14 protein-coding genes, 1 other RNA gene and 1 pseudogene are annotated in these 14,154 nt (G+C 62.7%); 2 read left to right on the forward strand and 14 right to left on the reverse strand.

The genetic code is table 11. The features are described 5' to 3' along the window. The 9 genes from ntrC to AC1D0P_RS11635 form a co-directional block, all read right to left on the reverse strand. On the reverse strand, window positions 1-1,374 hold a 1,374-nt coding region (gene ntrC / locus AC1D0P_RS11595; protein ID WP_477676876.1), incomplete at its 3' end, for a nitrogen regulation protein NR(I). Between the two features lie 94 nt (window positions 1,375-1,468). Further along, on the reverse strand, window positions 1,469-2,575 hold the full coding sequence (glnL, locus tag AC1D0P_RS11600; protein ID WP_477676877.1) for a nitrogen regulation protein NR(II): 1,107 nt from the start codon (window positions 2,573-2,575) through the stop codon (window positions 1,469-1,471). Between the two features lie 27 nt (window positions 2,576-2,602). Continuing rightward, window positions 2,603-3,127, reverse strand: a complete 525-nt coding sequence (locus AC1D0P_RS11605) for a hypothetical protein (RefSeq protein WP_477676878.1) — start codon at window positions 3,125-3,127, stop codon at window positions 2,603-2,605. Window positions 3,128-3,308: 181 nt separating this feature from the next. Beyond that, the gene (gene glnA / locus AC1D0P_RS11610) at window positions 3,309-4,724 is read right to left on the reverse strand and encodes a type I glutamate--ammonia ligase (protein ID WP_477676879.1); all 1,416 of its coding nucleotides are present in this window, start codon (window positions 4,722-4,724) and stop codon (window positions 3,309-3,311) included. A gap of 227 nt (window positions 4,725-4,951) precedes the next feature. Further along, window positions 4,952-5,776: a competence/damage-inducible protein A gene (locus AC1D0P_RS11615; protein WP_477676880.1), complete on the reverse strand. Its 825-nt coding sequence runs from the start codon at window positions 5,774-5,776 to the stop codon at window positions 4,952-4,954. An 11-nt stretch (window positions 5,777-5,787) separates the two neighbouring features. Continuing rightward, complete coding sequence (locus AC1D0P_RS11620) at window positions 5,788-6,717, reverse strand: EI24 domain-containing protein (protein ID WP_477676881.1); 930 nt, start codon at window positions 6,715-6,717, stop codon at window positions 5,788-5,790. Between the two features lie 44 nt (window positions 6,718-6,761). After that, window positions 6,762-7,724, reverse strand: a complete 963-nt coding sequence (locus tag AC1D0P_RS11625; RefSeq protein WP_477676882.1) for a sterol desaturase family protein — start codon at window positions 7,722-7,724, stop codon at window positions 6,762-6,764. 5 nt (window positions 7,725-7,729) lie between these two features. Further along, window positions 7,730-8,590, reverse strand: a complete 861-nt coding sequence (locus AC1D0P_RS11630) for a polysaccharide deacetylase family protein (RefSeq protein ID WP_477676883.1) — start codon at window positions 8,588-8,590, stop codon at window positions 7,730-7,732. After that, window positions 8,556-9,569, reverse strand: coding sequence for a YVTN family beta-propeller repeat protein (locus AC1D0P_RS11635; protein ID WP_477676884.1), 1,014 nt, complete (start codon window positions 9,567-9,569; stop codon window positions 8,556-8,558). Before AC1D0P_RS11635 ends, AC1D0P_RS11630 begins: the two co-directional genes overlap by 35 nt. Before the next feature lie 139 nt (window positions 9,570-9,708). Here AC1D0P_RS11635 and AC1D0P_RS11640 point away from each other — a divergent pair, with 139 nt between their 5' ends. Further along, window positions 9,709-10,497, forward strand: coding sequence for an alpha/beta fold hydrolase (locus AC1D0P_RS11640; RefSeq protein WP_477676885.1), 789 nt, complete (start codon window positions 9,709-9,711; stop codon window positions 10,495-10,497). A gap of 13 nt (window positions 10,498-10,510) precedes the next feature. Here the strand turns inward: AC1D0P_RS11640 and AC1D0P_RS11645 are convergent, their stop codons facing one another. After that, complete coding sequence (locus AC1D0P_RS11645; RefSeq protein WP_477676886.1) at window positions 10,511-11,101, reverse strand: putative pterin-binding protein; 591 nt, start codon at window positions 11,099-11,101, stop codon at window positions 10,511-10,513. A gap of 160 nt (window positions 11,102-11,261) precedes the next feature. Between AC1D0P_RS11645 and AC1D0P_RS11650 the strand changes: the two genes are divergently transcribed. Next, entirely contained in the window at window positions 11,262-11,939 is a 678-nt protein-coding gene (locus tag AC1D0P_RS11650; RefSeq protein ID WP_477676887.1) for a hypothetical protein, read from the forward strand. Between the two features lie 27 nt (window positions 11,940-11,966). On the opposite strand, the gene AC1D0P_RS11655 is transcribed toward AC1D0P_RS11650, so the two are convergent. From AC1D0P_RS11655 to AC1D0P_RS11670, 4 genes and pseudogenes are all read right to left on the reverse strand, one after another. Further along, window positions 11,967-12,698, reverse strand: coding sequence for a pseudouridine synthase (locus AC1D0P_RS11655; protein WP_477676889.1), 732 nt, complete (start codon window positions 12,696-12,698; stop codon window positions 11,967-11,969). Window positions 12,699-12,801: 103 nt separating this feature from the next. Then, window positions 12,802-13,188: a transfer-messenger RNA gene (ssrA, locus tag AC1D0P_RS11660) on the reverse strand. Window positions 13,189-13,200: 12 nt separating this feature from the next. Beyond that, entirely contained in the window at window positions 13,201-13,866 is a 666-nt protein-coding gene (gene gph / locus AC1D0P_RS11665) for a phosphoglycolate phosphatase (protein ID WP_477676888.1), read from the reverse strand. 37 nt (window positions 13,867-13,903) lie between these two features. Continuing rightward, a pseudogene (locus AC1D0P_RS11670) lies at window positions 13,904-14,154 on the reverse strand (bifunctional 2-polyprenyl-6-hydroxyphenol methylase/3-demethylubiquinol 3-O-methyltransferase UbiG); the annotation flags it as partial.

Consider the following 14,154-nt stretch of genomic DNA (forward strand, 5'->3'; position numbering starts at 1 on the left):
GTCCCACACATCGCTGCGCCCGGTTGCCAGCAAGGCCAGGGCTTCGGCTTCAAGGCCGGTTTCCCAGCTTTGCTCCACCCCGCCTGCCGGCACGGGCAAAGCCGCTTCGGACGCGTGGGCGGCCGGCGGTTTGTCGGTGGCCGCGGCCCATTCCATACGCGGGGCTTCGGCCCTTTCAGCCGGAACCTGGATTTTGCCGGACTCCGGGATCATTCCCAGCACTTCGGGCGGAAGATCTTTGGGTTCTATCACCTGGGCCGGCGCCATTACCGTAAGCCAGTGGCAGATATTTTCGAGCTGGCGCACGTTACCGGGAAAACTGAAGTTGCTCAGCTGCTGCAGGGCGGTGTCGGAAATCCGCTTGGGCTCGACACCAAGCTGCTTGGCGCTTTGCTGCAGGAAGTGCCGCGTCAGCATGAAGACATCTTCACGCCGCTCACGCAGCGCGGGCAGGCGCAGGCGGATCACGTTGAGGCGGTGGAACAAGTCCTCGCGGAAACCGCCTTCCTTGACGCGTTGCTCCAGGTCCTGGTGGGTGGCGGCGATGACACGCACATTGGCCTTGACGGCGTTGTGCCCGCCGACGCGGTAGAAGTGGCCGTCGCTGAGCACGCGCAGCAGGCGGGTCTGCAGGTCGAAGGGCATGTCGCCGATYTCGTCGAGGAACAGCGTGCCGCCCTCGGCCTGCTCGAAGCGGCCGCGCCGCATGGTCTGCGCGCCGGTGAAGGCGCCGCGCTCATGGCCGAAGAGTTCGCTCTCGAGCAGGTCCTTGGGGATGGCTGCGGTGTTGATGGCGACGAACGGCCCGTTGGCGCGCGGTGAATGTTTGTGCAGCGCGCGCGCCACCAGCTCCTTGCCGGAACCCGATTCACCGGTGATCATCACCGTCACCATGCTCTGGCTCAGGCGCCCGATGGCGCGGAACACGTCCTGCATGGCCGGCGCCTGGCCCAGCATTTCGGGCGCGGAGGCCATGCGTTCCTCGGCCACTTCTTCGCGCTGGCTTTCTTCCACCGCGCGGCGAATCAGCTCGACCGCCTTGGGCAGGTCAAAAGGCTTGGGCAGGTATTCGAAAGCCCCGCCCTGGAAGGCGGAGACCGCGCTGTCCAGGTCGGAAAATGCGGTCATGATGATGACCGGCAGGCCGGGCAGCTTTTCCTTGACCTTTTCCAGCAGGTCCAGGCCGGAGCCGCCGGGCATGCGGATGTCGCTCACCAGTATCTGCGGGCCGTCTTCTTCGGTCGCGTTCTCCAGCGCGGCAAGCACTTCGCGGGGGTTGGTGAAACTGCGCGTAGGAAGGTCCTCGCGGAGCAGGGCCTTTTCCAGAACAAACCGGATGGACTGGTCATCATCAACGATCCAGATCGGTTTCATGTATGCAGTCCCTTTTGTCGTGCTTTCAGCGCGGGGCCCTCTGTAAGCCCTCCGCGCCGATCGCGTTATGTATCAATCATGAAGGAGACACATTTCAAGGAAGCGGTATGAGCAGCTTGAAATCTGTACGGCCCGGCACACTGTCGCACTCGATCAAACCGTGGTGTTGCTGCACAAAGGTTTGCGCCAATGTCAGCCCCAGCCCCGAACCGCCCTCGCGCCCCGAGACCAGGGGATAGAAGATGCGGTCTTTGATGGAGTCCGGCACACCCGGTCCATTGTCGATAACATGCAATTCCAGTGCCAAGCGATAGCGCTGCTTGCCAAAAGTTACCTGCCTGGCGATTCTGGTCTTGAAAGTGATCTGCGCATTGCCCGCCGCGATGCGCTCGGCCAGGGCCTGGGCCGCGTTGTGGGCAATGTTCAGCACCGCCTGGATCAGCTGCTCGCGGTCGCCGCGGAAGTCGGGAATCGAGATGTCGTAATCCCGCGTGACCTTCAGCCCCTTGGGAAACTCCGCCAGGATCAATGAGCGTRCGCGCTCGCAAACCTCGTGGATATTCACGTCGCCCACCAGGTGCGGGCGGCGGTGCGGAGCCAGCAGGCGGTCCACCAGCGTCTGTAGCCGGTCGGCCTCGTGGATGATGACCTGGGTGTATTCGGTCAGGTCCTTGCCGATTTCCATCTGCAGCAGCTGGGCCGCGCCGCGGATCCCGCCCAGCGGGTTTTTGATTTCATGGGCCAGGTTGCGGATCAATTCCTTGTTGGCCTGCGCCTGGTCGATCAGGCGCTCTTCCCGCTCCTGCTTGGCCTGCTGCTCGAGCGGAAGCAGTTCCACGATGGCCTCACCCGGGGTGTCGGTCTGAGCCACCACCACGTGGACCGGCAAGGGCTCATGGTTCAGCCGCCGGAGCCAGGCGTCGTAACGCAGGGCGGCGAACTCGTTGCTGCCCGCGCCTTCGAGCGCGTTTTGCAGGATCAGGGGTTCGGTGAAACAGTCGGGAAGCTGGGACCCTTCAATGGTCCGCCGGGAGGTGCCCAGCGCGTCTTCCAGCGCGGCATTGGCGAACACCACGGTGCCGTCGGTGCGGACGACGGCGACCAGCGTGGCCAGCAGGTCGAAGGCCTGAAAGCGAGGAAGCCCCGAAATCAGGGCGGAGGGCGATGTGGTGCGGATGGAGGGCTTGTTCAAGCCATCCATTTTCACCCAGAAGCCGGCGCTGCGCGCTTAATTGAGGGTGGGAGCGCCCGAAGGAAGCCGGGATATTTCGCGTTTGAGGCCGGCGATGTCGCTCTGGTTGCGGGCGATGCCGTCCTTGAGTTCGGCCACGCGGTCCAGGTAGCGCTGGTAATTGCGGCCTTCGATGCCCTGCTTCTCGGGCTCGCCGTTGTTGTATTCTTTTTGCTGCTCGGCCAGCTTGGCCTCGGCTTTTTTCAGCTCGGCTTCCAGGATGGCGCGTGAATCGCTGTCGCGGGCTCGCTGCTCAGGGCTGCCGTCGGTACGCGGACCGGCCGCAGTCGCCACGCGAACCGCGGACTTGGGCGTGCTGCTCACCGGCGTGCTCTGCACCACCGTGACGTTGCCGCCCGAAACCAGCTTGCAGCTGCGGGTCTGCGCTTCTTTGGCGTTGTTGATGTATTCAGGCGTGGAGCCGCCGACGCCGGCACAGCGGAAAACCTGCTGCGCCCACGCGGCATTCCCCGCGCCGGCCAGCAGCAGGGACAAGGCAGAAAGCAATAAGGTGTTTTTCATAGGGAACTCCCGATGCCGGTAAGGGCTAGGACGGTCTATCAGTATGCGGCAAAGGAACAAWAATACAAAGCCAGCACACCCACAACCTGCCGGGACAATAAAAAAGGACGGCATTTGCCGTCCTTTTTTGGCCACAAACTGTGAAAAACCACAGTAAGCGGCTGGGCGCGAGCCCTCCTGTTTACAGGGAGTAGTACATGTCAAATTCGATGGGGTGGGTCGCCTGGCGCAGGCGGGTCACTTCACCCATCTTCAGTTCAATGTAGGCGTCGAGCATGCTGTCGGTGAACACACCGCCCTTGGTCAGGAAGCTGCGGCCCACGTCGAGCGCGTCCAGCGCCTGGTCCAGGCTGTGGCAGACGGTTGGCACTTTTGCATCTTCCTCGGGCGGCAGATGGTACAGGTCCTTGGTGGCGGCTTCGCCGGGGTGGATCTTGTTTTCCACACCGTCCAGGCCGGCCATCATCAGGGCCGAGAAACCCAGGTACGGGTTCATCAGCGGATCGGGGAAGCGCGCTTCGATGCGGCGGCCCTTGGGGTTGGCGRCGTAAGGAATGCGGATCGAGGCCGAGCGGTTCTTGGCCGAGTAAGCCAGCTTGACCGGTGCTTCGTAGCCGGGAACCAGGCGCTTGTAGCTGTTGGTGCCGGGGTTGGTGATGGCGTTCAAGGCACGTGCGTGCTTGATGATGCCGCCGATGTAGTACAGCGCGAAGTCGGACAGGCCTGCGTAGCCGTCGCCGGCGAACAGGTTTTTGCCGTCTTTCCAGATGGACTGGTGAACGTGCATGCCGGAGCCGTTGTCGCCGACGATGGGCTTGGGCATGAAGGTGGCGGTCTTGCCGTAGGCATTGGCCACGTTCTGCACCACATACTTCAGGATCTGCGTCCAGTCGGCGCGCTGCACCAGGGTGCTGAAGCGGGTGCCGATTTCGTTCTGGCCGGCGCCGGCCACTTCGTGGTGGAACACTTCGACCGGAACGCCCAGCGATTCGAGGATCAGGGACATCTCGGCGCGCATGTCTTGCGTGCTGTCGACGGGAGGCACGGGGAAGTAGCCGCCCTTGACGGTCGGGCGGTGGCCGCGGTTGCCGCCTTCGAGCTTGGCGCCCGAATTCCAGGGCGCTTCGTACTCTTCGATCTTGAAGAAGGTGCCCGACATGTCGGTGTTCCAGCGCACGTCGTCAAAAATGAAGAATTCGGGTTCAGGGCCGAAGTAAGCGGTGTCGCCCAGGCCGGAAGCCTTGAGGTAGGCTTCGGCGCGCTGCGCGATGGAGCGCGGGTCGCGGTCATAGGCCTTGCCGTCGGCGGGCTCAAGCACGTCGCAGCTCATGAACAGCGTCGTTTCTTCAAAGAAAGGATCGATGTTGGCCGTTTTGGGGTCAGGCATCAGCTGCATGTCGGAGGCTTCAATGCCTTTCCAGCCGGCAACCGAAGAACCGTCGAAGGCGTGGCCCGACGTGAATTTGTCTTCGTCAAAGTGGGACACGGGCACGGTCACGTGCTGCTCTTTGCCCCGGGTGTCGGTGAAACGGAAGTCAACGAACTTGACTTCGTTTTCCTTGACCATTTTCATGACGTCTGCGACGGTCTTTGCCATCAAAATCTCCTGTGCTGGATGGGTGGTTGAAAATTATCTTCGGGCCTGTTGAATGCACTTTTTGTGCCAAAGCCGTTGGCTCTACGGTTTCCTGCCAAGCCTCGGATTGTGCCGTTATCTGGCCTCACTTCCAGCCTTGTCGAGGCTGAAAAGAGAAAAAACACCTTGCGGTAACGGCTGCACCATTTAAGTGCGCCACTCCAAATGCACCTTTTAAGTGCGAAAAATCAACGCACCAACTCGGGGCCGAATTTGAGGTCAAACTTGTGCAGGCCGGCGAGCATGGCGGGGTAAGCCAGGTTGACCGCCTCAGGCGCGCCTTTGACGCCCAACTCAATATGGCGGCCATATTCCGGGTGGTCCACGCTGGGCAGGCTGAAGACCTTGACGCCGGCATGCGCCGCTTCAATGGCGAGCATCAGCGGGGTCAGCATGGCTTCCATGGACCCAAAAATGATCACCGATTTTTCGGTGTAGGGCGACTTTTGGTGCAGGTGGGCATAGTGCGTGTCGAGCGCCCATTCGATCATGGGCCAGGCCATGACGGGGAAGCCGGGAACGAAGTGAACCGCGCCCTGCCCCACCCGGCAGGTAAAGCCGGGGATCTTGTTGTACGGATTCGGAATGATCTCCGCGCCCACCGGAAACACCCCCATGTTGAGGCGGTGGATGTTGTCGTCGCGGTCGGGCTCATAGGGTGTGCCCTGCTCCTTGGCCACGTCCGCCATGCGTTCGAGGATCAGGGTTTTGGCCGCGGGGTGCAAGGCCAGTTCAACCCCCAGCGCCTTTGCCGCGCACTGCCGGGTGTGGTCGTCAGGCGTGGCGCCTATACCGCCGCAGGAAAACACCACGTCGCCGTTGTCGCGCGCCGCCGCGAAGGCGCGCGCCAGCGTGGCGGTGATGCGCGCCGGGTCGTCGCCCACATAGTCGGCATACGCCAGCTGCAGGCCGCGCGCGCCCAGCAGTTCAATGGTTTTGGGCAGGTGCTTGTCGGCGCGTTTGCCCGAGAGGATTTCGTCGCCGACGATGATGAGGCCGAAGTGAGGAGTCATGTTCAGGGGATTCAAGGCAGGTGTAAATCGGGCTTGCCGCCCATGGAGCCAAAGCTGGGCGCCGGTCCCGGCAGGGCCTCGGGGGCCAGTTCCGCCGCCATGGACGTGATCGCGGCCTGCGCGAGTGGGTCCGGGGCGAGCGCGTTGTTTTTCTTGCGAAGCTGCTCCAGCGCAGCCAGGGTGTAGTGGGCGAACCAGAGTGAGGAAAACGCAAACACCAGGGTGTAGATCCAGATCGCCACCGGCACAAGGATGGGCGCCATGGCCACAAACATCGCACCTGAAGCCCAGAGCACGCTAGGCGCCGCGCCGAGGTAGCCGCTGAGCACGCCTATGGCAAGCAAGGGCATGCGGTGCTCCTTGAAAATCTGCCGCCGCTCTTCACTGCTGGCGTGGTCCACCATCGCGTCATAAGACATCACGCGGTAAGTCAGCCAGCCCCAGATCAGCGGCGGCAGCACCAGGATCAGCGGCGGAATCAACCAAAGCGGAATCGAAATGACCAGCGCCAGCAGGGCCAGCAAGGTCGAGCCCAGCGACCAAAACAGGCTGGTGAACAGGGAACCTCCCCGTTTGCGCTCCATTTGAGGAAAGCGCCGTTCAGCCACCAGGGCCACCATGGCAGGCGTCATGAGCAGTGCCACAAAGAGCAGCGAAACAATGATGATGACGGGAATAATCAACAACAACAACAGCACCTTGGGCAGTACGGTTTGCAGTTGACTCAAGCCCAGTCCCTCCAGCCAGCGAATCATGATATCGACCAGCTCGAAACTCCCGAGTTGCACGCGGACGGCTTCGGCAGCACTGTCCCAGAAGAAGTGGGCCAAGGTCAGAGAAACCACGCCCATGATCACCAACGGCAGGATCGATAGCACGATGACCCGCGGGTGCAGGCAATACATCACGGCACGCCAGAAGGCGTCAAGAAGTTTGCTCATGGCCGACAGGATACCCCGACTCGATGGCCGCCGGATTGCACCGTTCAAGCTTTGCCGAGGAGGCGCTTCAAGCCAATCCACTGCTGCGACCAGAAGCCCCTGCCGTAGTCCCGTTTGGCTTCCACCTGGTCGCGAACGCCGGTGGGGTCATAACGCTGCTCAAAATTGGCCGTGCCGAACAGCACATCCCACCAGGGCAGCAACACACCGAAATTGTGTCCACCCAAGACAGTCCGTTCAGCCTTCACCGTCTCATGCCCAATACCGATGCTGTGGTGCAGCCGGTGAAAGCGCGGGCTCACCCACAGGCGCTCGCCGATGCGGCCGAACCAGATGCGCACATTGGCATGCTGGAAGCTTTCGCTGAGCTGGGTGAAGGCCACGATGGCGACGAACTGGCCGGGCGGAACGCCTATGAGCTGGGCCACCAGCACGACGATGGAGTCGACCAGGACGTCGTCGATCAGGTGGTTGCGGTTGTCGCTCCACATGGTCATCTGCCGCTGCGCATGGTGCAGCGAATGCAGGCGCCACCACCACTCGAGCTGGTGCTGGCCACGATGCGTCCAGTAAGCCACGAAGTCGAACACCACCAGGTAGATCAGCAGGCTGACCACCGCGTGGTCGCTCACGCCGGGCCAGAGCTGGTCGAGATGGAAGGTGCCGTAGCCGGCCGTGCGCAGCGCGCCGAAGGCTTCGTCGAACCACGGGTCCAGTGTGAAGAACAGCGCAATGCGAAACAGGCCCAGCCGGTGGATCAAGGTGTACAGCACGTCGGTGCGTATGGTGGCGCGGTCGGTGACCGGCTCCACCGGCCGCCAGCGCTGCAGCGGGCCGATCAGGGCCAGAAGGATCACGACCTGGATCACGCCCACCAGGAACCAGGCGGTGGCGTCATAGCCGTCTTCCAGCAGGTTGCCCATGCCCAGTGTGAACATCGCCGGCTGCACGGCCGCCTCGAACAGCCATTGCTGCGCCGCCGAAAAATAATCACTGAACCAGTCCATGGCGCTTATTTTGCGGGCCTGGCGGGGGCCGGGCCGGACTGCGCGTCAATCCAGTCCTTGTACTGGGGATGCTCGCGCAGTGTCTTGAAGCAAAAACCGCGCGCTTGCAGGCCGGTGACCAGCGGCTCCAGCACCTTGGGTGCCCACGGATCCTTGCGCGACCAGATGCCCAGGTGCGCCAGCAGGATGTCACCGGATCGCACATCGCGCAGCGCCTTCTTCAACAGGAAGTCGTTGGGATACTTCTCGCTAGCCAGTTCGTCGCCCAGGAAGCCCGCGGGCGACCAGCCCACATGTTCATAGCCGCAGGCCTTGGCGGCGGCCAGCAGCGCGGGCGAGGTCTTGCCGCCCGGCGCCCTGAAAAGTGGCAGCGTTTTTTTGCCGGTAATGGCTTCCAGGCGCTTGCTGGATTTGCTGATTTCTTCGCAATACTGCGCGGCCGTCCAGGTGAAGTCCTTGCCCTCCAGCGGCCCCGCCGAGGGGCGCATCCTGAACTGCGCCTGTGCCCCCGGCACAGCGGGCATGTCGCCGCGCCAGTAGACGTGGTCCCAGGTGTGTGAAGCGAATTCGTGGCCCTCAGCCGCGCGTGCCTTCCACCAGGGCGCCCACTCCGCGCCCAGGCTGCCGTCGCCGGTCTGCGTGCGCTCGTTGGCGGCGAAAAACGTGACCTTGACCTGGTGCTTGTTCAGCACCTCAGCCATCAGCGGCGCAACGGCCATGTGGCCGGTGTCCAGCGTCAGGTAGACGGGTTTGCAGGGCGCCGCAGCCGAGGCAGGCTGCAGGCAGGTAACCGCCACAAAAACGGCAAGCAGCGCAGTTGCCGGGGCTTGCCTACCTTGGCGAATGATCAAGGGTCCAGACGCCATGCGGGCTCTTTCCAACGTTAACCTGGCGCACCACCTTGCGGGTCGCCACGTCGATCACGGTGAGCTTGCGCGCCCAGCGCGATGTCACCAGGATCTGCTTGCCGTCGCGGCTCACGTCGATGCAGTCGGGGCCGCCCGGTGCGGGAAACTGGTCGACCACCTCGAGGGTTTGCAGGTCTATACGGCTGATGGTGTTGGCCACGCGGTTGCTGACCAGCACGTGGCGCTTGTCGCCGAAGGCGCGAAACGCATGGGCGCCGGCGCCGGTCTTGATGACCTTGGTGCGCTGGGGCTGCGCCCCGCTCACGTCATAGACCTCGACCGCGTCGCCGCCCGTCAGGCCCACCAGCATGAATTTGTCGTCGGCCGTGCCGTAGACATCGGCCGGGATGGAGCCGGTCTTGGTGCGCCATTTGATGGACTGGCTGCCCAGGTCGATGGCGATCAGCTCGTCGCTGTCCTGCATCGTGGAATAGATCGTGGTGCTTTTGCTGTCTATCCACAGATGGCTGGGGGTCTTGCCGGTAGCCACGCGTTTGGCCAGCGTGATGTCCTTGCCGTCCCATTTGTAGATGTCGATGTGGTTCAGGCGATTGGCGGCCGTGACGAACCATTTCATGTCCGGCGAAAAGCGCAGCTGGTAAGGATCCAGGATGCCGCGTATCGTGCGCTGCACCTCGGCGGTTTTCGGGTCTATGAAGGTCAGCGAGTCCGACAGGGCATTGGCCACGATCACCGACTTTTCGTCGGGCGTGAGGTAAAGATGGTGCGGCTGCTTGCCGGTGGCGATGCGCCGGGTCTCGGTCCAGGTGGCCGGGTTGATCACGCTGACGGTGTCGTCCAGCGAGTTGAGCACAAAGACGGGCGTGGTGATCCCGGAAGCGGCCGGAGCCGCCGCAGTCTGGGCAAGGGCCGGTAAACTTGTCAGGGCGGCAAAGGCACACAGCCAGGCGGCTGCAAAACGGGCGGAAACATTCACAAAAACGGTCTTTCTAGGTGCAACCAGCTAGTGTAGCGGCGCGAAGTTGCCGCAAAACCACTCAAGCCGGCAAATAGCAGCCTGCAGGAGACCTAATGCGCCGGACGCCCTATCCGTTTACATCCCTTACGATGCGGTGATGAATTTGACGGAGATGGTGGAGATCAACGGGGTGCGCCTGGAAGTCAGGCGAATTGCCGGGCAGGCCGGCCTCGCCCCGATTGTTTTCCTGCACGAAGGCCTGGGCTCGGTCGCCTTGTGGACGCAGCGAGGGCTGGACTGGCCGCAAGCCGTGTGCGCGGCGACAGGCCGGGCCGGCATCGTCTACTCGCGGCGCGGTTACGGCCGGTCCGCATCCATACCCGACGTGCGCGGCAACGGGCGGCTGCCGCCGGACTATATGCACCGCGAGGCCTGGGAAGTGCTGCCCGCCCTGCTGCAAGCCTTGAACATCCATCGGCCGGTGCTGCTGGGCCATTCCGATGGGGCCACCATCGCCCTGCTCCACGCCAGCCGGCATCCCGTGTCGGCCTGCATCGCAATGGCGCCGCATGTGCTGGTGGAAGACATTGCAGTGCAAGCGATCACTGAAGCCAAGGCGGCCTTTGAATCGGGGGCGCTGCGCGAGCGGCTGGCACGCTACCACGCCGAGGTGGACGTGGCTTTCTGGCAATGGAACGACGTCTGGCTGTCCGAGGCTTTTCGCCGATTCGACATTCGCGAGGAATGCGGCCGCATCACGGCGCCGCTGCTGCTGGTCCAGGGCCTGGACGACGAGTACGGCACCCTGCGGCAGCTCGACGAAATCGCTCAGGTCGCGCCCCACGCCCGGCAACTGCGGCTGGCGGCCTGCGGGCATTCGCTGCAGCGCGACCAGCCCGCCGAGACCGTGGAAGCGGTCGCTGACTTCCTCAAGCCGATGGCTTGAGCGTCATTGAGCTTCAGGCCTCCTTGACCTCAATGTGGTAAGTCGCCCAGGGACACCAGGCAAAACGCGCGGGCAAGGGCTTGGCCGCCATCTCAGGGAAGCGGTCCGCGTCATAGACGGCCCATAGCGGGCCCAAGCCGCCCAGCGACAAAGGCTGGCCGTCCATGTGGGTGGCGACGATAAAGCGGTATTTGGCGATTTCGGCAGCCGTCACCTGGGCCGCATAGCCGTCCACCGCGCGCAGGAACACCGTGCTCTTGTCGTTGACCTTCACGCCGCTGGCCTTCAGGACGTCGGCCAGCAGCGGGCCTTTGAGCGTATGCGGCTTGCTGTCGTATTCGAGCGTGGGCTTGATGGTGACGGCCGGCAGCGCGGCCAGGGCGGCGAAGTCAAAGGCCTGGGCCTTGTCGAATTYGATCTTCTGCTTGGCCATCATCTGGTCCAGCGCCGGATCGAGTGCAGCGCGGTTGCCGGCGCCTATGAGGCCGCTGACGGTCAGCACGGTCGGGCCTTTTTGCGCCTTGGGGGCCAGTTGGGCCTGCGCCAGTTCGGGCAAGGCGACAGCGCCAAAGGCCGCTATCCCCATAAATTTACGCTTGTCCATGTTTTCCTCTCCTCCTTGTAAGCAAATGCACCGAGACGCGAATTTCGTCTAAAAATTCACACTAAATCAGTAATACAACGCCAATTTCACGACACATCTCAAGTCAAAGTACGTAAATCGGCGCATATTGTAATTACCCGTAACAAACCAGGAGTTCGTCGTGTACAGAAACTCAGAATGGTCGCCGGCAGGGCAGCTTCACATGCCGCATCTCGCCGAATGGTACAGCTTGTGGGCACGCTGGGTAAACCGCGGAAAACGCCGCATTCCCAAACACTGGCCTCTGCACGCGCGGGTTTTGATGAACAGCGAGGAACTGCGAACCTGGCACTGGATGATCGGTACTTTTGACGATCACCATGTCCTGGTGAAGATGCCGGTAACCCGTTTCACCAGGCCCAATGCCAGCGAGAACAGCCTGTACTGGTATGAAATGCTCCAGAACACCACCTGCACCTTTTCGGTCTGCGCCGGCGACGGCCACGTGGTCGGCTGCGTGGACGTCCCCAAGTCCTTCGGCCTTTCCCACAAAGCCAGGAGCCTGAAGCGCAACTTGCTGGCGCAATGCGGCATTTCCTACGCCGTGCTCAACCCGTCCATGCTGCCGAACCCGGACGAACTTCGCAATGAATTCTTCGGTGAAGCGGCCACCAAAGCCCGGCATCTCAAACGGGAAGAAGCAGTCCTCGAAGTCGCCCGCATCAGCCTGAAAAAAACCCTGGCGCAACAGCGGCAGATACGCACCCACATGGACCAGGAGCACAGCAGCAGCATGCCCGGCCACTGGCACGACTCGTTTCTCATACAGTCCAACACCCGCCCGGCCGAATTGCGATAAGGAGGCGCCGGCGGATGCGCGCGGCGCTCAGGCCGCGATGCGGGCCAAGTCTTGCGCCGTCAACCAGCGCCACTCACCGGCTTTCAGGCCGGCCGGCAGATCCAGGGAACCTATGCGCGAACGGTGCAGGCCGCCGACCTCTTCCACCCGGTTGCCCACGGCGGCGATCATGCGCTTGACCTGGTGGTATTTGCCCTCTGTCAGCGTCAGGCTCAACTGGTTCTCGCCAGTCTTCTCGCAGGCCGCGGCCCGCACCGGCTTGGGGTCGTCGTCCAGCACCACGCCGGCCAGCAGTTTGGCCACCTGCCTGTCGTCCACCGGGTGTTTGGCCCGCACTTCATACACCTTGGGCACGTGGTGCTTGGGTGAACTCATGCGGTGGATGAACTTGCCGTCGTCCGACAGCAATAAGAGCCCCGTCGTATCCTGGTCCAGCCGGCCGACCGCCTGCACGCCGGCTGCCGCCCCGCCGCCGCGCTGGCGTATCGGCGCCGGCAGCAGCGTGTAGATGCTCGGGTAGGTGCTGGGCTTTTGCGAGCACTCATAGCCCGCGGGCTTGTGCAGCATCAGATAGGCTTTTTCATGGTATTCCCATGCCGTGCCTTGCACCGTGAAGCGCAGGCCTTCGATGGCCTCGAATTCGGCGGCCGGGTCGTCGCAGGGCGCGCCGGCCACGATCACATGGCCCTGTTGGACCAACCCCGCGCAGACGCGCCGCGTGCCAAAGCCCTGGGAGAAGAGAATTTCCTGAAGTTGCATGCTTGCCATGGGCGTATTGTCGTCGCGAGTACAAAGCGGTCGGCGAGCGCCATCGGGCGCCCATAAAAAAAGCCCGACGGTTAAAGGTCGGGCTTTGGTGAAGTGGTGGAGCTGGGGGGATTTGAACCCCCGTCCGCAAGCCTTGTTCGGGCAGATCTACATGTTTAGCGGTCTGATTTGAGTCTCGCCACCTGTGTCGCGCAGTCGCACGCTACACAGGACGCCAGCACCCTATTTTCTCGCCCCGGGTTAAGGTACCCAGCCCGGAGCCAGCCGATGAAATTATCTTTACAGCCGGGAGCGTTTAACTTGCGTTAAACACCCCTTGCCCAGCCCATCGGCCTGCTGTTGTAAAGCTCACTGGCAATTAAGCAGCGAGTGCGAAACGTTCGTCGTTTGCAGTTAGTTTGTTTGAATCTGTTTTACGAGCGCACTCAGCTCGACATGCACCACACCGCGTCCGAACCCACGTCGAAACCAATGCAGCCCCAGGAGGCCTAGTTTACGCCATTCGCAGCAAATTCAAGAGCGCGCCGGGCACGGCGATGGTCGCGTCGGCTTTCCAGCCTCCGGTGTCAGCAGTTTTACCCAGGTAACCGTAAGCGGCTGCCACTGTGGGCATGCCGGCAGCCCGGCCGGCCACGATATCGCGCTCGTCGTCACCGACGTAAATACAGCGTTCGGGGGCGACCTCCAGCTGGCGGGCCGCCTCCAGCAAGGGCGCCGGATGCGGCTTGGCATGCGGGGTAGTGTCGCCGCTGACGATGGTCCGGGCGGTGTTGAAGAGCGGCATCGCCTTGGTCAGCGGGACGGTAAAACGGGCTGATTTGTTGGTCACCACGCCCCAGTGGAAGCCAGCCCGGTCGATGTCGGCGATCAATTCGGCCACGCCGTCAAATACCGTGGTGTGCTCGGTCATGCGGGATTCGTAATTGCGGAAGAACTCTTCCCTGAGATCGGCAAAACGGGCATCGTCCGGCGTCAGGCCGAAGGCCACGCCAATCATGCCGCGCGCACCCGCGCCCGCCATGGGTCGGTAAAGCGCCAGGGGTAGCGACTCGAGCCCCCTGTCGGTGCGCATCTTGTCGGCCGCGGCGCCCAAGTCGGGCGCGCTATCTATCAGGGTGCCGTCCAGGTCGAACAGCACGGCAGCGATGTCTTTGAACATGTCGGGATAGTGAATTTTGAGGGGGACAACCGGGATTTCAGCTTTTCCGGGTGGCCAGCAGGTAATTGACGCTGGTGTCGGCGCTGAGCCAGTAGTGGCGCGTCAATGGGTTGTACTCCATGCCGCGGGTCTGTTGCAGCGAGAGTCCCGACGCACGGCAGTAGCCGGCCAGTTCGCTGGGTTTGACCAACTTGGCATACTCGTGGGTGCCGCGTGGCAGCATGTTCAGCACGTATTCCGCGCCCACGATGGCAAACAGAAAGGCTTTGGCATTGCGGTTGATAGTGG

The organism is Polaromonas sp. P1_G2 (assembly GCF_056405515.1).